Here is a 25,265-nt window from a genome sequence, read left to right on the forward strand (position 1 = left end):
GGCGCTCTTACCGGGCGGAAACGAGAGAGGAGAAGGCTTCGCCGAGCCACTGCTGGACACCGGCCATGCTCGCGACCGAGGTATCCAGCACCGGCTGCGGATAGACGCCGAGCAGCACCAGCAGCACGCCAAGCAACAGCAGCATCGACAGTTCCCGTGCGTTCAGACCCGGCAGGGCGCCTTCGGCCTTGGCCGGACCGAAGTAGGCGCGGTGGATCATGATCAGCGAATAGACCGAGGCGAACACCAGGCCGAAGGTGGCGATGACGGTGATCAACGGCACCACCGGGAAGGCGCCCAGCAGGATCAGGAATTCGCCGACGAAGTTGCCGGTACCCGGCAGACCCAGCGAGGCCGAGGCGAAGAACAGACTCAAGGCCGGCAGGTAGGGCAGCCGCGCCCAAAGCCCGCCCATCTGGCGCATGTCACGGGTGTGCATGCGCTCATAGAGCTGGCCGCAGAGGATGAACAGACCGGCAGCGGAGAGGCCGTGGGCGATCATCTGCACCACCACGCCCTGCAGCGCCTGGGGGCTGCCGGAGTAGATGCCGATCAGCACGAAGCCCATGTGCGAGACGCTGGAGTAGGCCACCAGGCGCTTGATGTCGGTCTGGGCAAACGACAGGATGGCGCCGTAGAAGATGCCGATGATGCCCAGCCACATGGCGATCGGTGCGAATTCCGCCGAGGCGTTGGGGAACAGCGGGATGGCGAAGCGCAGCAGGCCGTAGGCGGCGGTCTTGAGCAGGATGCCGGCGAGGTCGACGGAACCGGCGGTCGGCGCCTGGGCGTGGGCATCGGGCAGCCAGGAGTGCAGCGGCACCACCGGCAGCTTCACCGCGAAGGCGATGAAGAAGCCCAGCATCAGCAGGTATTCCAGCTTGGGGTCCAGCTGCAGTTGCAGCAGGTCTTCGTAGTCGAAGGTCAGGACGCCGGTGGCACCGTAGTTCACCAGCACCAGGGCGATGATCGCCACCAGCATGATCAGGCCGCTGGCCTGGGTGAAGATGAAGAACTTGGTGGCAGCGGTGATGCGGCTCTTCTTGCCGTCCGCGGAGCTATGGCCCCACAGCGCGATCAGGAAGTACATCGGCACCAGCATCATTTCCCAGAAGAAGAAGAACAGGAACAGGTCCAGGGCCAGGAACACCCCCACCACGCCGCCGATGATCCACAGCAGGTTGAGGTGGAAGAAGCCGACGTGGCGCTGTACTTCGCGCCAGGAGCAGGTCACCGCGAGCACACCGAGCAGGCCGGTGAGCAGGATCATCAGCAGTGACAGGCCATCGAGGCCGAAGTGCAGACTGATGCCGAAGCGCGGAATCCAGTTCATCTGGAATTCCGCGGTCCAGGCGGTTTCGGCGCCAGGGGCCGGAGCCAGGCTGTAGTCGCCGTGGGCCCACAGCCAGAGGCCGAGTACCAGCTCCAGCAGCATGGTGAACAGGGCGATCCAGCGGGGCACCAGCGGGCCGGTCTTTTCCGTGAGGAAACAGAGCAGGCCGCCGATGAAGGGGATCAGGATTAGCCAGGGCAGAAGCATGACGTGTACTTATCCTTAGTCAGGGGGTCAGGCCAGCAGCAGCGCGCCGAGCAGCAGCACGGCGCCTCCCACGATGGAAGCCGCGTACCAGCGCAGACGGCCGTTCTCGGTGATGCTCAGTGCCAGGTTGCCGCCACGCGCCAGCATCGGGATCAGGCCAATGGCCTGGTCGAAGGGATCGCGACGCAGCAGACGGGTCAGCAGCAGGTACGGCTTGACGAAGATCAGGTCGTACAGCCAGTCGAAGCCCCAGGCGTGGTACCACCAGGTCCCGAAGAAGCGACCCGGCGCACTCCTGGCCAGGCCGTTCACGAAGGAACGCTTGCCGAGGAAGAGCAGGGCGGCCAGCAGGATACCGGCGATGGCGATGGCCCCCGAGGTGATCTCCAGGGAGTGCTTGGCTTCGCCACCGGCGTGGCCGATGGATTCCGGCAGCACCCCGGCCAGCGGCGGCACGATCATCGCGCCGACAAAGGTCGAGAGCACCAGCAGTACCGCCAGCGGCAGGTTGTGGGCGATGCCGTGGCCGGCATGGGCCTCGGTGTGCGCCTCGCCATGGAAGGTGATGAAGATCAGGCGGAAGGTGTAGATCGAGGTCAGGAAGGCACCGGCCAGGCCTGCGTAGAGCAGGTAGGTATGACCGCTGGCCATGGCTTCCCAGAGGATCTCATCCTTGGAGTAGAAACCGGCGGTCACCAGCGGCAGCGCCGCCAGGGCCGAACCACCCACCACGAAGCTGGCGTAGGCCAGGGGGATCTTCTTCCACAGGCCGCCCATCTTGAAGATGTTCTGCTCGTGGTGGCAGGCCAGGATCACCGAACCCGAGGCGAGGAACAGCAGCGCCTTGAAGAAGGCGTGGATCATCAGGTGGAAGATCGCCGGCTGCCAGGCGCCGACACCCAGGGCCAGGAACATGTAGCCGATCTGGCTCATGGTCGAATAGGCCAGGATGCGCTTGATGTCGGTCTGCACCAGGGCGGCGAAACCGGCCAGCACCAGGGTCACGGCACCGATGATGCCGACCAGGTGGAGGATTTCCGGCGCCAGCAGAAACAGGCCGTGGGTCCGGGCGATCAGGTAGACGCCCGCGGTCACCATGGTCGCCGCGTGGATCAGGGCGGAGACCGGGGTGGGGCCGGCCATGGCGTCCGCCAGCCAGGTCTGCAGCGGCAGCTGGGCCGACTTGCCGACGGCACCGCCGAGCAGCGCCAGGGTGGCCAGCACGATCAGTGGATCACCGCTGGCGAAGACGTCCGGCGCCTTCTGCAGCAGCTCCTGGATGTCCAGGGTGCCGAGGGTCATGAACAGGATGAACAGACCGAAGGCCATGAAGACGTCGCCGACGCGGGTGACGATGAACGCCTTCAACGCCGCGTTGCCGTTGGCGCGCTCGCTGTAGTAGAAGCCGATCAGCAGGTAGCTGCACAGGCCCACGCCTTCCCAACCGAAGTACAGCAGCAGCAGGTTGTCGCCGAGAACCAGCAGCAACATGCTGAAGATGAACAGGTTGGTGTAGGCGAAGAAGCGCGAATAGCCCTCTTCACCGCGCATGTACCAGGACGCGAACAGGTGGATCAGGAAGCCGACGCCGGTGACCACGCCGAGCATGGTCAGCGACAGGCCATCCAGGTAGAGAGCCATGTTGGGCGCGAAGCCCTCCACGTTCATCCACTGCCAGAGGACGATGGTCAGGTGGCCGTCGGCGGGCGGGGCGACGTGGAAGTTCCAGCCGACCCAGGCGGCGACCAGCGCCGCCAGGCCCACCGAACCCACGCCGATCAGCGCGGAAAGATTCTCCGACAGCCGACCGCGGGAGAAGGCCAGCAGGAAATAGCCGACCAGGGGAAAGGCGAAGGTGAGGGGTAGCAGGTTCATCCGTGCATCTCGCTGGCGGCATCGACGTCGAGGGTGTGGAAGCGGCGATAGAGCTGCAGCAGGATCGCCAGGCCGATACTGGCCTCGGCGGCGGCCAGGCTCAGCACCAGGATGAACATCACCTGGCCGTCGGGAGCGCCCCAACGGCTACCCGCGACCACGAAGGCCAGGGCGGCGGCGTTCATCATGATTTCCAGACTCATGAGCACGAAGAGAATGTTGCGGCGGACCATCAGGCCCACCAGGCCAAGGGCGAACAGGGCGCCGGCGAGGGCCAGGCCGTGTTCCAGAGGTATGGCGTTCATTGGCTGTTCTCCAGTCCTTGGCGACTCACTCGCCGATCCCGTCTTTGACGTCGCTGCGACCCAGGTGATAGGCCGCGACCAGGGCACCCAAGAGCAGCATGGAGGCCAGTTCGACCGCCAGCAGATAGGGTCCGAACAGGCTGATGCCCACGGCCTTGGCTTCCACCGAGGTATGACCGATGGCAGCACCGCCCGGCGTGCGCGCGAGCACCACCAGCAATTCCACCAGCAGCGCACCGGCGAGGATCGACGGAGCTATCCAGATCTTGGGGGTCAGCCACTTGCGTTCCTGCTCGGCAACGACCGGCCCGAGGTTGAGCATCATCACCACGAAGACGAACAGCACCATGATGGCGCCGGCGTAGACGATGATCTCCAGGGCGCCGGCGAAGGGCGCGCCCAGGGCGAAGAACACCATGGACACGGCCAGCAGCGAGATGATCAGGTACAGCAGCGCATGCACCGGATTGGTGTTGGTGATCACCCGGAAGGTGGCCAGGACGGCCACCCCGGCGGAGAAATAGAAGGCGAATTCCACGACAGCTCCTTAGGGCAGCAGGCTCTTCACGTTGATCGGCTCTGCCTCGCTCTGCGCGGCACCCTTGGGCTTGCCCGCGATGGCCATGCCGGCCACGCGGTAGAAGTTGTATTCCGGATACTTGCCCGGACCCGAGATCAGCAGGTCCTGCTTCTCGTACACCAGCTCCTGGCGCTTGAACTCGGACATTTCGAAATCCGGGGTCAGCTGGATGGCGGTGGTGGGGCAGGCCTCCTCGCACATGCCGCAGAAGATGCAACGCGAGAAGTTGATGCGGAAGAACTCCGGGTACCAGCGACCGTCTTCGGCTTCGGTCTTCTGCAGGGAGATGCAGCCGACCGGGCAGGCCACGGCGCACAGGTTGCACGCCACGCAGCGCTCCTGGCCGTCGGGGTCACGGGTGAGCACGATGCGGCCGCGATAACGCGGCGGCAGGTACACCGGCTCCTCGGGATATTGCAGGGTGTCGCGCTTGCGGAAGGCGTGGCCGAAGACCATCACGATGCTGCGCAACTGGGTGTAGGTGCCATGCAGGACGTGCAAGATTTCCTTGATCATGACGAATACCTCACTGGCCGATGGCCGGCGAGGCGCTATAGAGCACCACCGCGCCGGTCACCAGCAGGTTGATCAGGGTCAGGGGCAGGCAGAACTTCCAGCTGAAGGCCATTACCTGGTCGTAGCGCGGACGCGGGATGGACGCGCGCAGCAGGATGAAGATCATGATGAAGAAGGCGGTCTTCAGGGCGAACCAGAAAAACGACAGCCAGGGCAGGGTGTCCAGGAAGGGACCGTGCCAGCCGCCGAAGAACAGGGTCACCAGCAGCGCCGAGATCAGCACGATGCCGATGTACTCGCCGACGAAGAACATGCCCCACTTCATGCCCGCGTATTCGATGTGGTAACCGTCGGCGAGCTCCTGCTCGGCTTCCGGCTGATCGAACGGGTGACGGTGGGTGACGGCGATGCCGGCGATGAAGAAGGTGCAGAAGCCGAAGAACTGGGGAATGATGAACCACCAGCCCTGGTGCTGCGCCTCGACGATATCCCTCATGTTGAAGGAACCGGTCACCGCGACGATGCCCATCACCGACAGACCCATGAACACCTCGTAGGAGAGGGTCTGGGCCGAGGCGCGCATGGCGCCCAGCAGCGAGAACTTGTTGTTGCTCGCCCAGCCGGCGAAGAGCACCGCATAGACGTTGACGCCGGCCATGGCGAAGAAGAACAGCAGGCCGACGTTCAGGTCAGCCACGCCCCAGGTGGGGGTGATCGGAATGACCGAGAAGGCCACCAGCAGCGAGCCCATGGCGATCACCGGCGCCAGGGCGAAGATCATCTTGTCGGCGAACGGGGGCGTCCAGTCCTCCTTGAAGAACATCTTCAGCATGTCGGCGCCAAGCTGGAAGGCGCCGAAGGGACCGACCCGGTTGGGGCCGTGACGGTCCTGCCAGAGTCCCAGCAGACGCCGTTCGACGAAGCTCAGCAGCGCCCCGCAGATGACCACCGCCAGGAGGATGACGATGGCCTTGAGGATGCCGATCACCACGGCGATGAGGGTGGGGGTGAGCCAGGTCATGCCGCGGCCTCCTGCAGTCCTTCCACGCTGAGGCCGGCGAAGTCCACCGGAATCCCTTCGAAGCCGGCGGGCAGGCCGACCAGACCCGCCGACAGCTCGGGCTTGATCTGCAGCGGCAGGCGCAATTCCTGACCAGCGACCTGCAGGCGCAGCAGGGCGCCTTCGTTGACGCCCAGGCGGTCGGCATCAGCCTTGGCCAGCGCCACATAGGCGGCCGGGATGCGCTCGCGTACCGGTTCGGCACGGGAAGAGGTCTCTTCGCTACCGAACAGGTGGTACAGCGGCACGGCCTGGAAGCCGGACTCGGCACTGCGTACGGCAGCGGTCGGTACGGCGAACCAGGTCAGGCGATCGCCCTGGGACTCGATCAGACGCACGCCCGGATCGCCGGCGCGCAGGTGACCACCCACCTCGTCCTGGAACTTGTTCCAGGCCTGGGGCGAGTTCCAGCCCGGGGACCAGGCGAAGGGAATCTGCTGACGCGGTTCGACGCTGCCGGCATAGCCTTCCATGGAGAAGGCGAAGGCGGTGTCGGCATCCTGGGGCGCACGCGGCTCGTGCACGCTGAGGTTGGCGCGCATGGAGGTGCGGCCGCTGTAGCGATGCGGTTCGCGGGCGAGCTTGAGACCCTTCACCCGGAAGCTGGCGTTGGGCGCAGCATCGCGGATACCGTCCAGCTGCGGCGCAGCGGTGGCCACGGCGTCGGTGACGTGGTCCAGCTGGGTCCAGTCCACCGGACGGTTGTCCAGGGTGTTGCGCAGGGCGTGCAGCCAGCGCCAGCCCTCGCGGATCAGGCTGGAGGGGTCGTAGTAGCTCGGCTCATAGACTTGGAAGAAGCGCTGGGCGCGACCTTCCTGGCTGACCAGGGTACCGTCGCCTTCGGCGAAGCTAGCCGCCGGCAGCACCAGGTCGGCGCGCTGGGCGGTGGCGGTACGCTGGTGATCCAGCACCACCAGCACCTGGGCGCGGGCCAGGGCCTGATCCACCTGCTCGGCAGGGGCGCGGCGATAGAGGTCGTTCTCCAGCACCACCAGGGCGTCGGCCTGGCCGTTTTCCAGGGCGGCGAAGGCGTCTTCGACGGACTCGCCGCCGTAGAGCGCCAGGCCCAGGCTGTTGGCTTCGGGCACCACCAGGCTCAGGGAGCCGGCCTTGCCCTTGGCGGCCAGGGCCTTGGCCAGGTTGGCGGCGGCCTCGATCAGCGCCGGTTCACCCAGGGAGGTACCGGACACCACCAGCGGGCGTTCGGCCGCCAGCAGGGTTTCGGCCAGCAGGCGCGCCTGCTCGGCGACTTCGTCGCTCAGGCCGTCGACGGCCGGGGCGCTGGCGTCGATGGCATGGGCCACGGCATGGCCGAAGCGGGCCAGTTCCAGCGGCGAACCATGCAGGCGGGCGTCGGCGACGTCGTCCAGGCGGGTGGCGGCGACGCTGGCGATGAACAGCGGATTGCGCTCGCTCTGGCCGATGTTCTGCACGGCGGCGTTCAGCCAGGGCTGGATCTTCTGCGCCGCGGCCATGGCCTCGGGCTTGCCCTTGACCGACTGCCGCAGGGACAGCGCCAGACGGGCCGCGGTCTGGGTCAGATCTTCGCCGAGGACGAAGACGGCATCGTGCTTCTCCATGGCGCGCAGGGTGGGGACGGGCAGGGGGCTGTCCTTGAGCACCTGCAGCACCAGGCGGACGTTGGCCAGGTCACGGGTGCTCATGCCACTGGAGAAGTTGTCGGCGCCGACCAACTCGCGCAGGGCGTGGTTGCTTTCCAGGCTGGCACGCGGCGAACCGATGCCGATCACCTTCTTGCCGCGCAGCAGCAAGGCGGCACGATCCAGGGCGGCGTCGATACCGGTCTCCAGGCTGCCGTCCTTCAGCAGGGCCTGGCGCGGACGATCCTTGCGATTGACATAGCCATAGCCGAAGCGGCCACGGTCGCAGAGGAAGTACTGGTTGACCGAGCCGTTGAAGCGGTTCTCGATGCGGCGCAGTTCGCCATAGCGCTCGCCGGGGCTGATGTTGCAGCCCGAGGAGCAGCCATGGCAGATGCTCGGGGCAAACTGCATGTCCCACTTGCGGTTGTAGCGCTCGGAGTGGGTCTTGTCGGTGAACACCCCGGTGGGGCAGACCTCGGTCAGGTTGCCGGAGAATTCGCTCTCCAGGGTACCGTCCTCGACGCGGCCGAAATAGACGTTGTCGTGGGCACCGTAGACGCCCAGGTCGGTTCCGCCGGCGTAGTCCTTGTAGTAGCGCACGCAGCGATAGCAGGCGATGCAGCGGTTCATCTCGTGAGCGACGAACGGGCCGAGGTCCTGGTTCTGGTGGGTACGCTTGGTGAAGCGATAACGGCGCTTGTTGTGACCGGTCATCACTGTCATGTCCTGCAGGTGGCAGTGGCCGCCTTCTTCGCAGACCGGACAGTCGTGGGGATGGTTGGTCATCAGCCATTCGATGACCGAGCTGCGGAATTCCTTGGCTTCGGCGTCTTCGATGGAGATGTAGGTCTTGTCGCTGGACGGGGTCATGCAGGACATGACCAGGCGCCCGCGGGTGTCATTCTCGTCGGCGAACTGCTTCACCGCGCACTGGCGGCAGGCGCCGACGCTACCCAGCGCCGGGTGCCAGCAGAAATAGGGGATGTCGAGCCCCAGGGACAGGCAGGCTTCGAGGAGGTTGTCCGCCCCGTCGACCTCATACGTCTTGCCGTCTACATGGATAGTGGCCATAGGGTTTTCTTCTCACCCGCGCAAGGCGGGTCTGGCTAATGGGAAAACATTCGCGCCGCCCTGGCGGTCGCCAGTGGCAGCGCCGGCCAGGTCGGGCCCGGCCAGAAAGCGATAGGTTCGGCCCCCGAGGGGGCCAAACCTCAGGTCACGGTCGCGGAAGCGGTCGGACGAGGTTCGCTGGGCGCCTTGCGCACACCGGCCTCAAACTCTTCGCGGAAATACTTGATGGCACTACCCAGGGGCTCGACAGCGCCCGGTGCGTGGGCACAGAAGGTCTTGCCCGGGCCGAGGAAGTTGACCAGCTGCAGCAGGGTATCGAGATCTCCCTGCTGGCCTTCGCCCTTCTCCAGGCTGCGCAGGAGTTTGACGCTCCAGGGCAGGCCGTCGCGGCAGGGGGTGCACCAGCCGCAGGATTCGCGAGCGAAGAACTCTTCCATGTTGCGCAGCAGCGAGACCATGTTGACGCTGTCGTCCACGGCCAGGGCCAGGCCGGTGCCCATGCGGGTGCCGACCTTGCCGATGCCGCCGGCGTACATCTGCGCCGAGAGGTGCTCGGGCAGTAGGAAGCCGGTACCGGCGCCACCGGGCTGCCAGCATTTCAGCGTGAAGCCGTCGCGCATGCCGCCGGCATAGTCTTCGAACAGCTCCTGGGCGGTGATGCCGAAGGGCAGTTCCCAGACGCCCGGATTCTTCACCTTGCCGGAGAAGCCCATGAGCTTGGTGCCCATGTCTTCGCTGCCTTCGCGGGCCAGGCTCTTGTACCAGTCCACGCCACCCGCGACGATGCCCGGCACGTTGCACAGGGTCTCGACGTTGTTGACGCAGGTGGGCTTGCCCCAGACGCCGACGGCGGCGGGGAAGGGCGGCTTGGAGCGCGGGTTGGCGCGGCGGCCTTCCAGGGAGTTGATCAGCGCGGTCTCTTCGCCACAGATGTAGCGACCGGCGCCGGTGTGGACGAACAGCTCGAAGTCGAAGCCGCTGCCCAGGATGTTCTTGCCGAGCAGACCGGCGGCCTTGGCTTCTTCCACCGCCCGCCGCAGGTTGGCGGCGGCGTCGACGTATTCGCCACGCAGGAAGATGTAGCCACGGTAGGCCTTGAGCGCCCGGGCGCTGATCAGCATGCCTTCCACCAGCAGGTGGGGCAGCTGCTCCATGAGCAGGCGGTCCTTCCAGGTGTTGGGCTCCATCTCGTCCGCGTTGCACAGCAGGTAGCGGATATCGAGGGATTCGTCCTTGGGCATCAGGCCCCACTTCACGCCGGTGGGGAAGCCCGCACCGCCGCGGCCCTTGAGGCCGGAGTCCTTGACTTCCTGGACGATGGCGTCCGGCGCCAGCTCGGTCAGCGCCTTGCGCGCCGCGGCGTAGCCGTCCTTCGCCTGGTATTCCTCCAGCCAGACCGGGGCGCCGTCTTCACGCAGGCGCCAGGTCAGGGGATGGGTCTCGGGAGTACGGGCGATGCTGTTGGCAGGCCCGAAGGAGGTCAGTCTCATGCGTATCCCTCCAGCAGTTTGGCCACGCCCGCAGGTTGGACATCGCCATGGGTGTCGTCGTCGATCATCAGCGCCGGGGCCTTGTCGCAATTGCCCAGGCAGCAGACCGGCAGCAGGGTGAAGCGGCTGTCGGTGGTGGTCTGGCCCAGGCCGATGCCCAGCTGGCGCTGGATCTCGCCGACCACGGATTCGTGGCCGCCGATGTAGCAGGTCATGCTGTCGCACACGCGGATGATGTGGCGACCGACCGGCACGCGGAAGATCTGGCTGTAGAAGGTCGCCACGCCCTCGACGTCGCTGGCGGGAATGCCCAGCACCTCGCCGATGGCATAGATGGCGCCATCCGGCACCCAGCCACGTTCCTTCTGGACGATCTTCAGAGCTTCGATGGACGCCGCGCGCGGGTCCTCGTAGTGATGCATCTCGTGCTCGATGGCCGAGCGCTCTGTTTCGCTCAGGACGAAACGGTCGGTTTGGATCAGGGTTTCGGTGCTCATACTCAGCGGTCCACGTCGGCCATGACGAAGTCGATACTGCCCAGGTAGGCAATCAGGTCGGACACCATGCTGCCGCGAATGACGGCCGGGATCTGCTGCAGGTGCGGGAAGCTCGGCGTCCGGATGCGGGTGCGGTAGCTCATGGTGCTGCCATCGCTCGTCAGGTAATAGCTGTTGGCGCCCTTGGTCGCCTCGATCATCTGGAAGGCTTCGCCGGCCGGCATCACCGGACCCCAGGACACTTGCAGGAAGTGGGTGATCAGGGTCTCGATGTGCTGCAGGGTGCGCTCCTTGGGCGGCGGCGTGGTCAGCGGGTGATCCGCCTTGTACGGGCCTTCGGGCATGTGCTGCAGGCACTGCTCGATGATGCGCAGACTCTGGCGCATCTCCTCGACGCGCAGCATGCCGCGGTCGTAGCAGTCGCCGTTGTGGGCGATGGGCACTTCGAATTCGAAGTTCTCGTAGCCGGAGTAGGGACGGGCCTTGCGCAGGTCGAAATCGAGACCGGTGGCGCGCAGGTTGGGGCCGGTGACACCCCACTCCAGGGCTTCCTTGGTGTTGTAGACGGCGACGTTCTTGGTCCGGCCGATGAGGATGCTGTTCTTCATCGCAGCCTTTTCGTACTCGTCCAGGCGCTTGGGCATCCAGTCGAGGAATTCGCGGACCAGCTTGTCCCAGCCACGCGGCAGGTCGTGGGCGACGCCGCCGATACGGAACCAGGCCGGGTGCATGCGGAAGCCGGTGATGGCCTCGATGACCTTGTAGGCACGCTGACGGTCGGTGAAGGTAAAGAACACCGGGGTCATGGCACCGACGTCCTGAATATAGGTGCCTAGGTACAGCAGGTGGCTGTTGATGCGGAAGAACTCGGCCATCATCACGCGGATGAAGTCGACCCGCGACGGCACCTTGATGCCGGCGAGCTTTTCCACCGAAAGGACGTAGGGCAGGTTGTTCATCACCCCACCCAGATAATCGATCCGGTCGGTGTAGGGGATGTAGCTGTGCCAGGACTGGCGCTCGGCCATCTTCTCGGCGCCCCGGTGGTGGTAGCCGATCTCCGGCACGCAGTCGACGATCTCTTCGCCGTCCAGCTGCAGGATGATGCGGAAGGCACCGTGGGCGGAAGGGTGGTTCGGACCCAGGTTGAGGAACATGTAGTCGGAATTCTCCGCATGTTCCTTCATGCCCCATTCTTCGGGCTTGAATCTCAGGGTCTCCTGCTCGAGATCCTGCTTGGCGGCGTTCAGCGCATAGGGATCGAATTCGGTAGCCCGCGCCGGATAGTCCTTGCGCAGCGGATGCCCCTGCCAGTTGTCGGCCATCAGCATGCGCTTGGGCAGCGGGTGGCCGTCGAAATGGATGCCGTACATGTCCAGCACTTCCCGTTCGTACCAGTTGGCATTGGGGTAGATGCCGGTGGCGGTGGGCAGGCGCAGGTCATTGGCGGACAGGGCCACCTTGAGCATCACATCGCTGTTTCGGTCGATGGACAGCAGGTGGTAGAAGACGGTGAAGTCCGCGTTGGGCAGGCCGCGGCGGTGAGTCCGCAGGCGCTCGTCCACGCCATGCAGGTCATAGAGCATGACGTAGGGGCGGGGCAGGTTGCGCAGGAAGCGCAGTACTTCGATGATTCTTTCGCGCGCCACCCAGATCACCGGCATGCCGGTACGGGTGTCTTGCAGGGTCAGGGCGTCGGCGCCGAATTGGCCCTGGAGTTCGCCAACCACCGACGCATCGCCGGCAGGGGCGAGCGCAGAGGCGGACAGAGCGGTGTCTGCGGTCATGATGTTCCGTCGCTAATCGATCGTCGTCAGCGTGCAGGTCCCGAAGGGGACTTACACTTCGTCTGGGCTGCGCAGGTTGGTGACCTGGATGCGGCGCTCGCGGTTCTGCTCGCGCTGCGAAGGCATCTCGGCGCGATAGATACCCTGGTCGCCCACCACCCAGGAAAGGGGGCGGCGCTCTTCACCGATGGAGTCCTGCAGAAGCATCAGGCCCTGCAGGAAGGCTTCGGGGCGAGGCGGGCAGCCGGGCACATAGACGTCGACGGGCAGGAACTTGTCCACGCCCTGAACGACCGAGTAGATGTCGTACATACCGCCGGAGTTGGCGCAGGCGCCCATGGAGATCACCCACTTGGGTTCCAGCATCTGCTCGTACAGGCGCTGGATGACCGGGGCCATCTTCATGAAGGGTGTGCCGGCGATGACCATGAAGTCGGCCTGACGCGGCGATGCCCGGATGACTTCGGCGCCGAAGCGGGCGATGTCGTGGGGCGCCGTGAAGGCGGTGGTCATTTCCACATAGCAGCAGGACAGGCCGAAGTTGTAGGGCCAGAGGGAATTCTTGCGCCCCCAATTGACCGCGCCCCGCAGGACATCCTCAAGTTTGCCCATGAAGATGCTGCGGTTGACCTGACTTTCCATAGGGTCGGCAACGGTTTCCCGTTGGCCGGCCGGATAGCGGTCTACTGCCGCATCGGGATCGATCCGGGTGAGATTGTATTGCATTGCCAAAGCCTCATTGTTTCGACTTCGCCTGCCGCTCGCGACGGCTCGCAGGCGCCCAATCGAGCGCTCCGATTCGCCACAGGTAGACAAGACCCGCCAACAGAATTGCTATGAAAATGGAGGCTTCCACGAAGCCGGCCCATCCCGATTCACGGATGGACACCGACCAGGCGAAGAGAAAGAGGGCTTCGACGTCGAAGATCACGAAGAGCATCGCGACCAGGTAGAACTTGGCAGAGAGACGGAGACGGGCACCCCCGGTGGGGACGATGCCGGACTCGAAGGGATCGTTCTTGCTACGGCCCACGGCTTTGCTGCCGAGCAGGCTCGAGACTCCGAGCATGAAGGCGATCAGACCAACCACGCCCAGGAGAAATACCGCGAAGCTCCAGTTGTGGGTCAGTAGGCTGATCGACTCAGACATGCTTTGAATCCTTAATTATTGGGTATCAGGCGCTATCAGTGCGACACGGTGTCGCAAGACAGACAGATTTTATGCTCTATCGATTCATTCTGTAAATTTATTGGTCCAAAAAGATTCTATTGGACTGCTTTGAATCAAACTAAACAGAACTTCAGATTCATTTGAGAATGAATATAGGAATTATTCTCAAATAAACCTTTATGTTCTGCTGAAGCCTAGATTGCCAGGCGCCGCGAGAGTTCTCCCGTTCGCCGGTTGGTTAGTCGATGAGGTCGGCGCGAATGCTCAACTGGCGGTCATCATGACCCTCGGTCGAGTAGTAGCGGGTAGGGCCGTTCTGGTCGCCCTCGACCTGCTGCCGGAAGCCCCCTAGATCCAGCCATTGCCCGAGGGGACCGCTGATGCGGGTGGCAGCGCTCTGGGTCTGCACCGCGCCCGGGCGCATGGCCGCGGCGCGATCATCGACGCTGCTGATGTCCAGATGCACCAGGTTGCCGCTCAGACGGGCGGTGACCTGAAACCCCCGTTCGAGACGGCGGTAATCGGTCTGAGCGGAGCTCTGCCCATAGGGGGAGGTCTGGTAGGTGGTGACCGGGACGTCTTCGCCGAAGCGAATGAAGGCAGGATAGCCCTCGGTGACCTGGACGCGCTGGGCGCCATCCTCTCGCTGGTCGGTGCTGTCCTCGATGATGCGCACCTGGGGCGAGCGTCCGTTGCCGTTTACCGAGTATCCCTGACTGGCACCCGAACTGCCGGCGCGGGTAGCCAGGGTGATGAGCAGGCGCCGCGGCTGGATATCCAGCTGGGCCAGCAGATTCTTGAGCTCGGCGAGCTTGGCCGGCTCGGCGTTGACGATCAGCTGGTTGCCATAGACATTGACCTTGCCTTCGCCGCCGAGGACGGCTTGCAGGGTGGGCAGGAGATCGTCGGCGGTGCGGTACTGCAGGGGAATGACCTCGGTACGAGGCGTGGCCCAGGCGGTGGCCGTCAACAGCAGCAAGAGCGCCAGCAAGCCCTTCACAGCACCATCCTCCGCAATTCCTGATCCGGCTGGCTGATGGCCCAGAGACGATCGAAGACCCGTTGCTGGACCTTGACGGCGGCACGGTCACCATAGCGGACGAAGCCAGTGGGGGCGCTGCCCGTGCGACGCAGCAGGGCCTGGTCGTCGACGATCAGGCAGCTGCCTTCTGGTTGCCGATCGGCCGATGGTCGCCGGATCAGCAGATTGCTGGTCAGGCGCTGCGCCAGGGCGATGAGTCGATGCCCCTGGCGCAGGGCACTGGCGCTGTCGTTGATCAGGATGCGTACCTGATGCCGCGGATGGCCCAGCAGCAAGTGCTTGATCGCCGCCTCGACGTCGAGGTTGTCGTAGAGGGGCGCTTCCAGATCGGGCGTCTGGAGGCACAGCTGGCGACTGGCTTGCGCGATGAGACGGACGCTGTGCTCACGCAGGGCGTCCAGGCCTTCGAGGCGCAGGGCGAGGTCCTGGCCGAGCTGGGGTTCGGGCAGGGCGCCCAGGGTCAGATCGGCAAAGGACTCGTCCACGGCGGCTCCCTCTCACTCGTCGTCGTCTTCTCCGGCGAAGATCAGACTGCCCTGCTGGAGCAGTTCGCGGATCAGGCGCATGGCATCGTCGTCCTGCAGCCAGGGCGCGAGATTGGCCTCGTGCAGGACCTCCGCCGAGCATAGCAGGTCGAGCAGCGGTTGCAGTCGCATGGGCAGCAGGCGGCTCTGACCGCTGGCAAAGACCATCACCTCGTCTTCCAGGCGGCTCCAGGCGATGCGGCCACTGGGGTTGCGCATCAGCAGTGCGCCTTCGTCGAGTTCCTTGCGCAGCTGCTTGGCGCTGAGGTTTTCCCCGGCGACCCGCTCCGGGTACCGCGGCTCGGTCATGTGCTGGCCGAACCAGGCCAGCAGCAGGCGATCATCGCTCAGGTGGCGTTCCATCAGGCCGCGCAGGCGCTTGATGGCCTCGGGCGGGATCTCCGCCGGATGCTCGCTGGCCGGCGCGCAACCGGCGTCGCTGTAGCGCTCGTCCTCGGGGATGAACTGGGCGAGGAAGTCGGTGAAGTGGGTAAGCACTTCGCCGGCACTGGGCGCGCGGAAGCCAATGGAGTAGGTCATGCACTCGTCTTCGGCGATGCCATCATGGGCCAGGCCCGGCGGCAGGTAGAGCATGTCACCCGGTTCCAGGACCCATTCGTCGGTCTGCTGGAAATCGGCGAGGATCTTCAGCTCCAGGCCGTCGATCAGCGGGCTGTCGGCGGTGCATTGCTGGCCGATGCGCCAGCGGCGGCGGCCATGGCCCTGCAGCAGGAAGACGTCATAGTGATCGTAGTGGGGGCCGACACCGCCACCGGGGGCGGCATAGCTGACCATGATGTCGTCGACGCGCCAGTTTGGCAGGAAGCGGAAGGATTCCAGCACCTCCGCCACCTCGGGCACGAACTGGTCGACCGATTGCACCAGCAGGGTCCAGTCCCGCTCGGGCAGGCCGGCGAAGGTGTCTTCCGGCAGCGGGCCGCGGCGCAGCTCCCAGGTCTGGTCCTGGCCGATGATCAGGCGGGATTCGATTTCCTCTTCCAGCGACAGGCCGGCCAGTTCGTCGGGCTCCAGGGGATTCTGGAAGTCCGGGAGGGCCTGGCGGATCAGCAGGGGTTTCTGCTGCCAGTAGTCGCGGAGGAATTCTCGGGCGGTCAGGCCGCCGAGCAGTTGCAGGGGTTGATCCGGGTTCATGCACACCTCGCGCAATGAAAAACGCCCGGCGAGGCCGGGCGTAGAAAAAGGATGATCTTCAGACCCGACGGGCCTGTTCGGCAGCGTTGCCGATATAGCCGGCCGGGGTCAGCTGGCGCAGTTCGGCCTTGGCGGCCTCGGGGATCTCCAGGCCGTCGATGAAATCCTGCAGGGCGCTGGCGCTGATGCCCTTGCCACGGGTCAGCTCCTTGAGCTTCTCGTAGGGGTTGGCCACGCCATAGCGGCGCATCACGGTTTGCACCGGCTCGGCCAGGACTTCCCAGCAGGCGTCCAGGTCTTCGGCGATGCGGGCGGCGTTGAGTTCCAGCTTGCTGATGCCCTTGAGAGTGGCTTCGTAGGCGATCACGCCGTGGGCCAGGCCGGTGCCGAGGTTGCGCAGCACGGTGGAGTCGGTCAGGTCGCGCTGCCAGCGGGAGATCGGCAGCTTGCTGGCCAGGTGCTGGAGGATGGCGTTGGCGATACCCAGGTTGCCTTCGGAGTTCTCGAAGTCGATGGGATTGACCTTGTGCGGCATGGTCGAGGAGCCGATCTCGCCGGCCACGGTCTTCTGCTTGAAGTAGCCGAGGGAGATGTAGCCCCAGATGTCCCTGTCGAAGTCGATCAGGATGGTGTTGAAACGGGCGATGGCGTCGAACAGCTCGGCGATGTAGTCGTGCGGCTCGATCTGGGTGGTGTAGGGATTCAGGGTCAGGCCGAGATCGCCTTCGATAAAGGTGCGCGCATTGGCCTCCCAGTCGACGTCCGGGTAGGCGGACAGGTGGGCGTTGTAGTTGCCCACGGCGCCGTTGATCTTGCCCAGCGGGCGGACGGCGGCGATCTGCTCGATCTGGCGCTCCAGGCGATAGACCACGTTGGCCAGTTCCTTGCCCAGGCTGGTGGGGGAGGCGGGCTGGCCATGGGTGCGCGAAAGCATGGGCACGTCGGCGAAGCGGTGGGCCAGCGCACGGATCTCGCCGGCGATCTGGCGCATCAGCGGCAGCAGCACCTGGTCACGACCTTCGCGCAGCATCAGCGCATGGGACAGGTTGTTGATGTCCTCGGAGGTGCAGGCGAAGTGGATGAATTCACTCACCGCAGCCAGTTCCGGCAGGTCGGCGACCTCTTCCTTGAGCAGGTACTCGATGGCCTTGACGTCGTGGTTGGTGGTGCGCTCGATGTCCTTGACCCGCTGCGCCTGCTCGACGCTGAACTCGGTGGCCAGCTTGTCCAGCAGGGCATTGGCCTCGGCGGAGAAGGGAGCGACCTCGGGAATGCCGGCCTGGGCGGCCAGGCGCTGCAACCAGCGGACCTCGACCTGGGCGCGGAAACGGATCAGGCCGAATTCGCTGAAGATGGGGCGCAGGGCGGCGGTCTTGCCGGCGTAACGGCCGTCGATGGGCGATACGGCGGTGAGCGAGGAGAGCTGCATGGGCATTCTCTTGGTAGCGGGGGAGAAAGGGGCGGAATTCTACACGCAAAGGCCGGCGCTTTAGTACCGCCGCCGGCCAGTCCGGGATCAGCCGTTGCGCAGGGGATAGAGGTTGTCGAGCAGCTTGCGGCGATTGAGCACCAACTGCCAGCGATGGCCGCCGAGCTGGCGCCACAGGCGGGCGGAACGGATGCCGGCCAGCAGCAGGGCGCGTACCCGCGAGGCGGTGGCGGACTGCTGCAGGTAGCGCATTTCGCCGTGCACCTGGATGCGCTGCTTGAAGGTGCTCAGGGTGTCCTCGTAGAGGCCACCGCAGGCGGCGATGACGTTCTCGTGCGCCACGCCGAAGTGTTCGACCTGGGACTGGATCTGGGTGAGGCGCCGGCCGATGAGGTCGAGCAGGTCGCCGCGCTTCTCCAGCTTGCGTTCCAGGGCGGTCATCGCCAGGGCATAGCGCAGGGGCTCGCGCTGCAGGCTGTTGGGATTGCGCTCCAGGGTGCTGGAGAGGGCACCCAGGCCCTCGCGCAGGGGTGCGACGCTGCCGCCATAGACGTCCAGCGTACTACCCGGATCCCGTACCAGCAGGCTGCCAAGCAGGCAGGCCAGGGGTTCTTCCGCGACCTGGCCGGTGCGCGCCAGCTGGTCCACCAGCAGGGCGGCCTGGAAGACGCCGCCCAGGGCGATGAGTTGTTCCTGGGTACGATTCATGCGGCGGGCGCCTCGGCGCAAGCGGGTTGGTAGTGTTCGATCACGCCGCCGCCCAGGCAGACGTCGCCGTCGTAGAAGACCACCGACTGGCCGGGGGTCACGGCGCGCTGGGGTTCGTCGAAGACCACCCGGTAGCCGGCGCCCTGGCGCTCGATCCGGCAGGGCTGGTCCTGCTGGCGATAGCGAACCTTGGCGGTGAGGCGGCGCGGCTGGGCGAGCTCCAGGTCATTGACCCAGAACATCTCGCCGACGGTCAGGGACTCGGCGAACAGCCAGGGGTGGGCATTGCCCTGGCCAACGATCAGCACGTTGCGGGTCAGGTCCTTGCTCAGTACGTACCAGGGATCGTCGCCGGCGTCCTTCATGCCGCCGATGCCCAGGCCCTGGCGCTGGCCGATGGTGTGGTACATCAGGCCGTGGTGGCGGCCGATGACCTCGCCGGTGGTGGTCTCGATGTCGCCCGGCTGAGCCGGCAGGTACTGCTTGAGGAAGTCGCTGAAGCGGCGCTCGCCGATGAAGCAGATGCCGGTGGAGTCCTTCTTGCGCGCGGTGGCCAGGCCATGCAGCTCGGCGATGGCGCGGACCTCGGGCTTTTCCAGTTCGCCCACCGGGAAGAGGGTGCGCGCCAGCTGCTCGCCGCCCACGGCGTGGAGGAAATAGCTCTGGTCCTTGTTGGCATCCAGGCCCTTGAGCAGCAGGGTCTGGCCGTCGACATCGCGACGACGCACATAGTGGCCGGTGGCGATCAGGTCGGCGCCCAGGGCCAGGGCGTAGTCGAGGAAGGCCTTGAACTTGATCTCGCGGTTGCAGAGGATGTCCGGATTCGGCGTCCGGCCAGCCTTGTATTCGGCGAGGAAGTGCTCGAAGACGTGGTCCCAGTACTCGGCGGCGAAGTTGGCCGTGTGCAACTTGATGCCGATGCGGTCGCAGACCGCCTGGGCGTCGGCCAGGTCTTCCTTGGCGGTGCAGTACTCGGTGCCGTCATCCTCGTCCCAGTTCTTCATGAACAGGCCCTCGACCTGATAGCCCTGCTCCTTGAGCAAGAGGGCCGAGACCGAGGAATCCACTCCGCCGGACATGCCGACGATGACGCGGGTGCCGTTCACTTCAAAAACCTCTCATATCTACGATCATCGACAGGGGATAGCGGTGGCCGTCCAGATATTTCTCGATGGCGTCCAGGACCAGGGGGCTGCGCAGCCGTGCCTGTTCGGCGCGGATCTCGTCGAGCGTCAGCCACACCGCGCGGGTGATGTCGGCGTCCAGGGCGCGCCCGGGTTCGTGGGCCAGGGGGCGGGCATGGAAGGCCGTGCGGTAGTAGGTGACGCCATTGGCTGGCGCCACATAGAGGCCGATGCCGATCACGCCCTGGATCTCCACCTGCCAGGCGGTTTCTTCCAGGGTCTCGCGGTGCGCCGCCTCGATCAGGCTCTCGCCCGGCTCCAGGTGCCCGGCCGGCTGGTTGAGCACCAGGCGACCCTGCTTCTCTTCTTCCACCAGCAGGAAGCGACCGGCGTCTTCCACCACGGTGGCCACGGTGACGTGGGCGTGCCAATCCATCTCGGACTCCGCTATCGGTAATCGCGCAGTATACGCCTTAAGCTTTGCCTGTCCCAAATGCAGCGAACCCCGGCCAGGGCCGGGGTTCGCTGTGATCACCCATTCAGGCTGCGGGCGCAGCCCTCAGGTTCAGCCCTTGAGCTGGGCCAGGGCGGCGTTGAGCGTGGCGCTCGGACGCATGGCCTGGCTGGTCTTGGTCTGGTCGGGGTGGTAGTAGCCACCGATGTCCACAGCCTGGCCCTGGACGCCGTTCAGCTCGGCGACCACCTTGGCTTCGTCGGCGGTCAGCGACTTGGCCACTGGCGCGAACTGGGCCTTGAGCTCGGCGTCTTCGCTCTGCTCGGCCAGGGCCTGGATCCAGTACAGCGCCAGGTAGAAGTGGCTGCCGCGGTTGTCCAGTTCACCGGTCTTGCGCGACGGCGACTTGTTGCTGTCGAGGAACTGGCCGTTGGCCTGGTCCAGAGTCTTGGCGAGGATCTTGGCCTTGGCGTTACCGGTGGTTTCGCCCAGGTGGTTCAGGGATTCGGCCAGGGCCAGGAATTCGCCCAGGGAATCCCAGCGCAGGTGGTTTTCCTGCACCAACTGCTGGACGTGCTTGGGCGCGGAGCCGCCGGCACCGGTCTCGAACAGGCCGCCGCCGTTCATCAGCGGGACGATGGACAGCATCTTGGCGCTGGTACCCAGTTCCATGATGGGGAAGAGGTCGGTCAGGTAGTCGCGCAGGACGTTGCCGGTCACCGAGATGGTGTCCTCGCCCTTGCGGATGCGCTCCAGGGACACGCGGGTGGCTTCCTCGGGCGACAGGACGCGGATGTCCAGGCCGTTGGTGTCATGGTCCTTGAGGTAGCGCTCGACCTTGGCGATGACCTGAGCATCATGGGCGCGGTTCTGGTCCAGCCAGAAGATCGCCGGGGTGCCGCTGGCGCGGGCACGGTTGACGGCGAGCTTGACCCAGTCCTGGATCGGCGCGTCCTTGGTCTGGCACATGCGCCAGATGTCACCGGCCTCGACCGGATGCTCGAAGACCACCTTGCCCTGGTCGTCGGTCACGCGCACGGTGCCGTCGGTGGGGATCTGGAAGGTCTTGTCGTGGGAACCGTATTCCTCGGCCTTCTGCGCCATCAGACCGACGTTGGGTACGCTGCCCATGGTGCTGGGATTGAAGGCGCCGTGCTGCTTGCAGTCCTCGATCACCACCTGGTAGACGCCGGCATAGCAGCGGTCGGGGATGATGGCCTTGGTGTCCTGCAGGTTGCCTTCGGTGTTCCACATCTTGCCGGAGTCACGAATCATGGCCGGCATGGAGGCGTCGACGATGACGTCGCTCGGTACGTGCAGGTTGGTGATGCCCTTGTCGGAGTTGACCATGGCCAGCGCCGGACGCTGGGCGTACTGGGCGTCGAAATCGGCCTTGATGGCGGCCTGGGTGGCTTCCGGCAGGCTGGACAGGCGGGCGTAGAGGTCGCCGATGCCGTTGTTGCGATCGAAGCCGGCTTCTTTCAGGGCGGCTTCGTGCTTGGCCAGCACGTCCTTGTAGAACTCGCCGACGATGATGCCGAACATGATGGGGTCGGAGACCTTCATCATGGTGGCCTTCAGGTGCACGGAGAACAGCACGCCCTTGGCCTTGGCGTCTTCGATCTGGGCGGCGATGAAGCTCTGCAGGGCCTTGCGGCTCATGGTCGAGGCATCGACGATCTCGCCGGCCTTGACCGCGGTCTTCTCTTTCAGGACCTTGCTGCTGCCGTCCTTGCCGATCAGTTCGATCTTCAGGCTGCCGGCATTCTCGATCGTGGCCGAGCGCTCGCTGCCATAGAAGTCATGGGCGTCCATGTGGGCGACGTGGGACTTGGAGTCGGCGCTCCAGGCACCCATGCGATGGGGGTGCTTGCGGGCGTAGTTCTTGACCGACAACGGTGCGCGGCGGTCGGAGTTGCCTTCGCGCAGGACCGGGTTCACGGCGCTGCCCTTGACCTTGTCGTAGCGCGCCTTGACGTCCTTTTCCTGGTCGTCCTTGGGCTCGTCCGGATAGTCCGGCAGGGCGTAACCCTGGCCCTGCAGTTCCTTGATCGCGGCCTTGAGCTGCGGTACCGAGGCGCTGATGTTGGGCAGCTTGATGATGTTGGCTTCGGGAGTGGTGGCCAGTTCGCCGAGTTCGGCGAGGTGGTCGGAGATGCGCTGCTCTTCCTTCAGGTACTCGGGGAAGAGGGCGATGATGCGGCCGGCAAGGGAGATGTCACGGGTTTCGAGGGCGACGCCGGAGGAGGCGGTGATGGCCTCGACGATGGGTAGCAGCGAATAGGTCGCGAGGGCGGGCGCTTCGTCGGTCAGGGTGTAGATGATCTTCGACGTGGTGGACATGTCTTGCTTTAACTCCTCTTTATCACAGCTGTGGCGCGAAGCCGGGCGAGCGAGGATCGACCCTTGAGTCGATAGACGCCCCAAGAAGGCGTTATCGGGCCGCGCGACAGGCGCGGCGGCGATGGACGTGCGATGCGACAAAGCGTCGCTGCGGAAATTGCGGGATCGGCCGATACAGCCAGCGGAACCGGCAGGGCCTGCAGCGACCCGTCAGTCGGCGGAGTATACCAGCGCGGCGCCTGGCGTGCATTCGCACCGCCGTGGCTGGGCCATGGGGAAATGTTGCCGGCGCGATCGATCCGACAGAAGCGCACGGCCGCATTGGGGATTCAGGTCAAGAGGCTTGACCATTCGACGGCTGGCGCTGCACGGCAGTTGCTTAAGGGACTAAACTATTGCCCCTCTTAATTTGATGAGGTCGTTATGAAAACCAAGGACAACACGTCCAAGAGTCGTTCCTGGGCCATCGTCGGGCTGGAAACGCTCGTCATCGTCGCCCTGTCGCTGTACGTCGCCTTTGGCGCCGGGCTGTTCGTCAAGCATCACTGCTGGGATACCCTGACCCCGCAGCAGCAAGACCAGATCCTCGAGCAGATGAGCCGCAGCGCTCAGGAAAATACCCTGCTCACCTGATTCGCGTCGGTTCGAATCCCTTCCTTTCAAACAATAAGAATCTTCCTTTTTCCCCACGCACTGCCCAGGTGTCGAGGTGGCCTCGTCACGTCCGCAGTGCTAGCAGACCAGGTGTTTGCCTGGACTCACGGGGGAGGTGGGAATGGCCGTGGGCAGCGCCCTGGGCGCGGACGTCGCCACGGGTCTGGCGCGGCGTGCCAGACGCAGCATGGCCCAGAGTATGGCCAGCGCCAGGGCTAGCCAGCCAAGTACCAGGAGAAGGATGTAGGTCGCAGGAGTCATTGACGTTCACCGTACGGCTGTCTCGGAAAGGTGTCTCTGCTGGGACACATTTCAGTAGACTCGTCAATAGCTATCCTGTTCGGGCTTTCCCGACGAGGGGTCCGACCGGGCGCCGCTCGCGCGGCGCCCGGTCGGTACGGGTCACAGGAACAGGTGGGCCAGCCAGAACAGACCGGCGGAGAGAGCCATGGAGGCTGGCAGGGTCAGGACCCAGGCCATGAGGATATTGCGCACCGTGCTGCCCTGCAGGCCGCTGCGGTTAGCGACCATGGTGCCGGCGACGCCCGAGGACAGCACGTGGGTGGTGGAGACGGGCAGGGCGAAGACGTTGGCCATGCCGATGGCGGCCACGGCCGTCACCTGGGCGCTAACGCCCTGCGCATAGGTCATGCCCTGGCGACCGATCTTCTCGCCCACGGTGAGCACCACGCGGCGCCAGCCGACCATGGTGCCGATGCCCAGCGCCAGGGCGACCGCGATGATGACCCAGAAGGGCGCGTATTCGGTGGTGCTGGTGAGGTCCTTGCGCAGGCGGCTGAGGTCGTCGCGATCGCGCGCGGTCAGCACCGGCAGCTTGCTCACCTTCTTGGCGGTGTCGTCCAGGCACAGCAGGTAGCGGCGCACCTGCTGGCGATGGTCGTCGCTCATGGCGCGGTAGTCGGTGATGCCTTCCAGATCGGCCAGCAGTGCCTGCAGGGTCGGCACGGTCATGTGCGGGGCGCAGCGGAATTCCTGGGGCAGGTCGCGATTGCCGGGCACTTCGGCGAGGAAGTCCTTGAGGTTGTCGCCCTGGCGCTCGTAGAACTGGCCCAGGTGGATGGCCGCATCGCGGGTGCGCTCGATCTGGTAGGTGGTGCTGTCAAGGTCCAGCACGAACTTGGCCGGGACGATGCCGATCAGCACCAGCATGATCAGGCCGATGCCTTTCTGGCCGTCGTTGGAGCCGTGCACGAAGCTCATGCCCATGGCCGAGAGGACCAGCATCAGGCGATTCCAGAAGGGCGGGTGCTTCTTGGCATCCACTTCGCGGCGCTGTTCCGGGGTCTTGTGCATCTTCGACAGCGGCCGCCAGCGCTTGAGGGCGAGCAGCAGCAGGCCGGCGACGGCGAAGCCGGCCAGCGGCGAGAAGATCAGCGACAGGCCGATGTCGATCGCCTTCTGCCAGTTCACGCCTTCGCTCACCGGCAGGCCGGTCAGCAGGGCGTTGGTCACGCCGACACCGAGGATGGAGCCGATCAGTGTATGGGAGCTGGAGGCGGGGATACCGAAGTACCAGGTGCCCAGGTTCCAGGTAATGGCCGCGGCGAGCAGCGAAAACACCATGGCCAGACCATGGCCGGTGTTGACGTTGATCAGCAGTTCGACCGGCAGCAGGTGGACGATGGCGTAGGCGACGCCGACACCACCGAGCAGCACACCGAGGAAATTGAAGATGCCGGAGAAGAACACCGCGAGGTGCGGTGGCATCGCCTTGGTGTAGATCACCGTGGCGACGGCGTTGGCGGTGTCGTGAAAGCCGTTGATGAATTCAAAGGCCAGCACAAAGGCCAGGGCCAAGACGAGGCTGATGGCGACCCAGGCATGGAGTCCGCTGAAAAGTTCGAACATGGGGATACGTCGACAGTTGGCAGGCGCGAATTATGGCAGAAAAATGACTGCCGCCATCGCCACCTTGAATGGGAGGGGCGATTTAGTCGCCGCGGTAGATGCAGCCGCAGGTGCAGGTCTCGTGGACGCGAACCTGGCTGAGCTCGGGTAGCAGAGGCTTGAGCTGTTGCCAGATCCAGCGCGCGAGCACTTCGCTGGTGGGATTCTCGAGGCCCGGGATGTCGTTCAGATAATGATGGTCGAGACGCTCGTACAGGGGTTTGAAGACGGCCCTGATGTCGGCGAAATCCCGCACCCAGCCGGTATGGGGATCGATGGGACCCTCGACGTGCAGGCCTACCTTGAAGGAATGCCCATGGAGACGACCGCACTTGTGCCCGGCCGGAACATTGGGCAGGAAGTGTGCGGCTTCGAAAACGAATTCTTTGAAAATTTCCACGATAACCACTCGCGTTGGGCCACGGTATGTG

General features: G+C 65.0%; 24 protein-coding genes. 1 reads left to right on the forward strand and 23 read right to left on the reverse strand.

Annotation, left to right across the window (positions count from 1 at the left end):
• Nucleotides 1-7: 7 nt before the first annotated feature.
• The 20 genes from nuoM to OMP44_RS03510 form a co-directional block, all read right to left on the reverse strand.
• A complete protein-coding gene (gene nuoM, locus OMP44_RS03415) occupies nucleotides 8-1,540 on the reverse strand; it encodes an NADH-quinone oxidoreductase subunit M (protein ID WP_280306446.1) in 1,533 nt (510 codons plus the stop codon).
• Nucleotides 1,541-1,567: 27 nt separating this feature from the next.
• Entirely contained in the window at nucleotides 1,568-3,415 is a 1,848-nt protein-coding gene (nuoL, locus tag OMP44_RS03420) for an NADH-quinone oxidoreductase subunit L (RefSeq protein WP_273862251.1), read from the reverse strand.
• Nucleotides 3,412-3,720, reverse strand: coding sequence for an NADH-quinone oxidoreductase subunit NuoK (nuoK, locus tag OMP44_RS03425; RefSeq protein ID WP_007158894.1), 309 nt, complete (start codon nucleotides 3,718-3,720; stop codon nucleotides 3,412-3,414). The genes nuoL and nuoK overlap by 4 nt, the downstream gene beginning before the upstream one ends.
• Before the next feature lie 25 nt (nucleotides 3,721-3,745).
• Nucleotides 3,746-4,258, reverse strand: a complete 513-nt coding sequence (gene nuoJ, locus OMP44_RS03430; RefSeq protein WP_133861054.1) for an NADH-quinone oxidoreductase subunit J — start codon at nucleotides 4,256-4,258, stop codon at nucleotides 3,746-3,748.
• Between the two features lie 9 nt (nucleotides 4,259-4,267).
• On the reverse strand, nucleotides 4,268-4,816 hold the full coding sequence (gene nuoI, locus OMP44_RS03435) for an NADH-quinone oxidoreductase subunit NuoI (protein WP_017642306.1): 549 nt from the start codon (nucleotides 4,814-4,816) through the stop codon (nucleotides 4,268-4,270).
• A 10-nt stretch (nucleotides 4,817-4,826) separates the two neighbouring features.
• Nucleotides 4,827-5,837: an NADH-quinone oxidoreductase subunit NuoH gene (nuoH, locus tag OMP44_RS03440; protein ID WP_133861053.1), complete on the reverse strand. Its 1,011-nt coding sequence runs from the start codon at nucleotides 5,835-5,837 to the stop codon at nucleotides 4,827-4,829.
• The gene (nuoG, locus tag OMP44_RS03445; protein WP_273862250.1) at nucleotides 5,834-8,551 is read right to left on the reverse strand and encodes an NADH-quinone oxidoreductase subunit NuoG; all 2,718 of its coding nucleotides are present in this window, start codon (nucleotides 8,549-8,551) and stop codon (nucleotides 5,834-5,836) included. The genes nuoH and nuoG overlap by 4 nt, the downstream gene beginning before the upstream one ends.
• Nucleotides 8,552-8,691: 140 nt before the next feature.
• Nucleotides 8,692-10,041, reverse strand: coding sequence for an NADH-quinone oxidoreductase subunit NuoF (nuoF, locus tag OMP44_RS03450; RefSeq protein WP_280306460.1), 1,350 nt, complete (start codon nucleotides 10,039-10,041; stop codon nucleotides 8,692-8,694).
• A complete protein-coding gene (gene nuoE / locus OMP44_RS03455; RefSeq protein WP_187979635.1) occupies nucleotides 10,038-10,538 on the reverse strand; it encodes an NADH-quinone oxidoreductase subunit NuoE in 501 nt (166 codons plus the stop codon). The genes nuoF and nuoE overlap by 4 nt, the downstream gene beginning before the upstream one ends.
• 2 nt (nucleotides 10,539-10,540) lie before the next feature.
• Nucleotides 10,541-12,325: an NADH-quinone oxidoreductase subunit C/D gene (gene nuoC / locus OMP44_RS03460; protein ID WP_158894193.1), complete on the reverse strand. Its 1,785-nt coding sequence runs from the start codon at nucleotides 12,323-12,325 to the stop codon at nucleotides 10,541-10,543.
• Between the two features lie 51 nt (nucleotides 12,326-12,376).
• Nucleotides 12,377-13,051, reverse strand: a complete 675-nt coding sequence (locus OMP44_RS03465; protein WP_059315327.1) for a NuoB/complex I 20 kDa subunit family protein — start codon at nucleotides 13,049-13,051, stop codon at nucleotides 12,377-12,379.
• Between the two features lie 10 nt (nucleotides 13,052-13,061).
• Complete coding sequence (locus OMP44_RS03470; protein ID WP_007158885.1) at nucleotides 13,062-13,475, reverse strand: NADH-quinone oxidoreductase subunit A; 414 nt, start codon at nucleotides 13,473-13,475, stop codon at nucleotides 13,062-13,064.
• A 259-nt stretch (nucleotides 13,476-13,734) separates the two neighbouring features.
• Entirely contained in the window at nucleotides 13,735-14,496 is a 762-nt protein-coding gene (locus OMP44_RS03475) for a secretin N-terminal domain-containing protein (protein WP_280306465.1), read from the reverse strand.
• Entirely contained in the window at nucleotides 14,493-15,023 is a 531-nt protein-coding gene (locus tag OMP44_RS03480; protein ID WP_280306466.1) for a DUF7931 domain-containing protein, read from the reverse strand. The genes OMP44_RS03475 and OMP44_RS03480 overlap by 4 nt, the downstream gene beginning before the upstream one ends.
• Before the next feature lie 12 nt (nucleotides 15,024-15,035).
• Nucleotides 15,036-16,214, reverse strand: a complete 1,179-nt coding sequence (locus tag OMP44_RS03485; RefSeq protein ID WP_273862246.1) for a ribosomal protein uL16 3-hydroxylase — start codon at nucleotides 16,212-16,214, stop codon at nucleotides 15,036-15,038.
• 58 nt (nucleotides 16,215-16,272) lie between these two features.
• Nucleotides 16,273-17,643: an adenylosuccinate lyase gene (gene purB / locus OMP44_RS03490; protein WP_280306467.1), complete on the reverse strand. Its 1,371-nt coding sequence runs from the start codon at nucleotides 17,641-17,643 to the stop codon at nucleotides 16,273-16,275.
• An 87-nt stretch (nucleotides 17,644-17,730) separates the two neighbouring features.
• Complete coding sequence (gene hflD, locus OMP44_RS03495; RefSeq protein ID WP_273806045.1) at nucleotides 17,731-18,351, reverse strand: high frequency lysogenization protein HflD; 621 nt, start codon at nucleotides 18,349-18,351, stop codon at nucleotides 17,731-17,733.
• Nucleotides 18,348-19,430 (reverse strand): tRNA 2-thiouridine(34) synthase MnmA, encoded by a 1,083-nt coding sequence (gene mnmA / locus OMP44_RS03500; protein WP_431312625.1) that lies wholly within the window; start codon nucleotides 19,428-19,430, stop codon nucleotides 18,348-18,350. The genes hflD and mnmA overlap by 4 nt, the downstream gene beginning before the upstream one ends.
• A 28-nt stretch (nucleotides 19,431-19,458) precedes the next feature.
• On the reverse strand, nucleotides 19,459-19,911 hold the full coding sequence (locus OMP44_RS03505; RefSeq protein WP_280306471.1) for an NUDIX hydrolase: 453 nt from the start codon (nucleotides 19,909-19,911) through the stop codon (nucleotides 19,459-19,461).
• Nucleotides 19,912-20,040: 129 nt separating this feature from the next.
• Complete coding sequence (locus tag OMP44_RS03510; protein WP_273862242.1) at nucleotides 20,041-22,272, reverse strand: NADP-dependent isocitrate dehydrogenase; 2,232 nt, start codon at nucleotides 22,270-22,272, stop codon at nucleotides 20,041-20,043.
• 423 nt (nucleotides 22,273-22,695) lie between these two features.
• On the opposite strand from OMP44_RS03510, the gene OMP44_RS03515 reads away from it, so the two are divergent.
• On the forward strand, nucleotides 22,696-22,905 hold the full coding sequence (locus OMP44_RS03515; protein WP_280306473.1) for a hypothetical protein: 210 nt from the start codon (nucleotides 22,696-22,698) through the stop codon (nucleotides 22,903-22,905).
• A gap of 99 nt (nucleotides 22,906-23,004) precedes the next feature.
• Here OMP44_RS03515 and OMP44_RS03520 read toward each other — a convergent pair whose 3' ends face one another.
• The 3 genes from OMP44_RS03520 to queD all read right to left on the reverse strand — a co-directional run bounded on the left by OMP44_RS03520 (nucleotide 23,005) and on the right by queD (nucleotide 25,234).
• Nucleotides 23,005-23,187, reverse strand: coding sequence for a hypothetical protein (locus OMP44_RS03520; RefSeq protein ID WP_187979629.1), 183 nt, complete (start codon nucleotides 23,185-23,187; stop codon nucleotides 23,005-23,007).
• Between the two features lie 141 nt (nucleotides 23,188-23,328).
• Nucleotides 23,329-24,795 carry an inorganic phosphate transporter gene (locus OMP44_RS03525; RefSeq protein WP_133861038.1) on the reverse strand — a complete coding sequence of 489 codons (1,467 nt, stop codon included), beginning with the start codon at nucleotides 24,793-24,795 and terminating at the stop codon, nucleotides 23,329-23,331.
• A gap of 82 nt (nucleotides 24,796-24,877) precedes the next feature.
• On the reverse strand, nucleotides 24,878-25,234 hold the full coding sequence (queD, locus tag OMP44_RS03530; protein WP_280306474.1) for a 6-carboxytetrahydropterin synthase QueD: 357 nt from the start codon (nucleotides 25,232-25,234) through the stop codon (nucleotides 24,878-24,880).
• Between the last annotated feature and the right edge of the window lie 31 nt (nucleotides 25,235-25,265).

Source organism: Pseudomonas flavocrustae, assembly GCF_029872515.1.
Taxonomy (GTDB): domain Bacteria; phylum Pseudomonadota; class Gammaproteobacteria; order Pseudomonadales; family Pseudomonadaceae; genus Chryseomonas; species Chryseomonas aestiva.

What these genes read in the sequence shown, in the direction of transcription:
- nuoM (WP_280306446.1), bottom strand. Translation starts at nt 1,540, where the DNA reads ATGCTTCTGCCCTGGCTAATCCTGATCCCCTTCATCGGCGGCCTGCTC.
- nuoL (WP_273862251.1), bottom strand. Translation starts at nt 3,415, where the DNA reads ATGAACCTGCTACCCCTCACCTTCGCCTTTCCCCTGGTCGGCTATTTC.
- nuoK (WP_007158894.1), bottom strand. Translation starts at nt 3,720, where the DNA reads ATGAACGCCATACCTCTGGAACACGGCCTGGCCCTCGCCGGCGCCCTG.
- nuoI (WP_017642306.1), bottom strand. Translation starts at nt 4,816, where the DNA reads ATGATCAAGGAAATCTTGCACGTCCTGCATGGCACCTACACCCAGTTG.
- nuoH (WP_133861053.1), bottom strand. Translation starts at nt 5,837, where the DNA reads ATGACCTGGCTCACCCCCACCCTCATCGCCGTGGTGATCGGCATCCTC.
- nuoG (WP_273862250.1), bottom strand. Translation starts at nt 8,551, where the DNA reads ATGGCCACTATCCATGTAGACGGCAAGACGTATGAGGTCGACGGGGCG.
- nuoF (WP_280306460.1), bottom strand. Translation starts at nt 10,041, where the DNA reads ATGAGACTGACCTCCTTCGGGCCTGCCAACAGCATCGCCCGTACTCCC.
- nuoE (WP_187979635.1), bottom strand. Translation starts at nt 10,538, where the DNA reads ATGAGCACCGAAACCCTGATCCAAACCGACCGTTTCGTCCTGAGCGAA.
- nuoC (WP_158894193.1), bottom strand. Translation starts at nt 12,325, where the DNA reads ATGACCGCAGACACCGCTCTGTCCGCCTCTGCGCTCGCCCCTGCCGGC.
- OMP44_RS03465 (WP_059315327.1), bottom strand. Translation starts at nt 13,051, where the DNA reads ATGCAATACAATCTCACCCGGATCGATCCCGATGCGGCAGTAGACCGC.
- OMP44_RS03470 (WP_007158885.1), bottom strand. Translation starts at nt 13,475, where the DNA reads ATGTCTGAGTCGATCAGCCTACTGACCCACAACTGGAGCTTCGCGGTA.
- OMP44_RS03485 (WP_273862246.1), bottom strand. Translation starts at nt 16,214, where the DNA reads ATGAACCCGGATCAACCCCTGCAACTGCTCGGCGGCCTGACCGCCCGA.
- purB (WP_280306467.1), bottom strand. Translation starts at nt 17,643, where the DNA reads ATGCAGCTCTCCTCGCTCACCGCCGTATCGCCCATCGACGGCCGTTAC.
- hflD (WP_273806045.1), bottom strand. Translation starts at nt 18,351, where the DNA reads ATGAATCGTACCCAGGAACAACTCATCGCCCTGGGCGGCGTCTTCCAG.
- mnmA (WP_431312625.1), bottom strand. Translation starts at nt 19,430, where the DNA reads ATGTCCGGCGGAGTGGATTCCTCGGTCTCGGCCCTCTTGCTCAAGGAG.
- OMP44_RS03505 (WP_280306471.1), bottom strand. Translation starts at nt 19,911, where the DNA reads ATGGATTGGCACGCCCACGTCACCGTGGCCACCGTGGTGGAAGACGCC.
- OMP44_RS03510 (WP_273862242.1), bottom strand. Translation starts at nt 22,272, where the DNA reads ATGTCCACCACGTCGAAGATCATCTACACCCTGACCGACGAAGCGCCC.
- OMP44_RS03515 (WP_280306473.1), top strand. Translation starts at nt 22,696, where the DNA reads ATGAAAACCAAGGACAACACGTCCAAGAGTCGTTCCTGGGCCATCGTC.
- OMP44_RS03520 (WP_187979629.1), bottom strand. Translation starts at nt 23,187, where the DNA reads ATGACTCCTGCGACCTACATCCTTCTCCTGGTACTTGGCTGGCTAGCC.
- OMP44_RS03525 (WP_133861038.1), bottom strand. Translation starts at nt 24,795, where the DNA reads ATGTTCGAACTTTTCAGCGGACTCCATGCCTGGGTCGCCATCAGCCTC.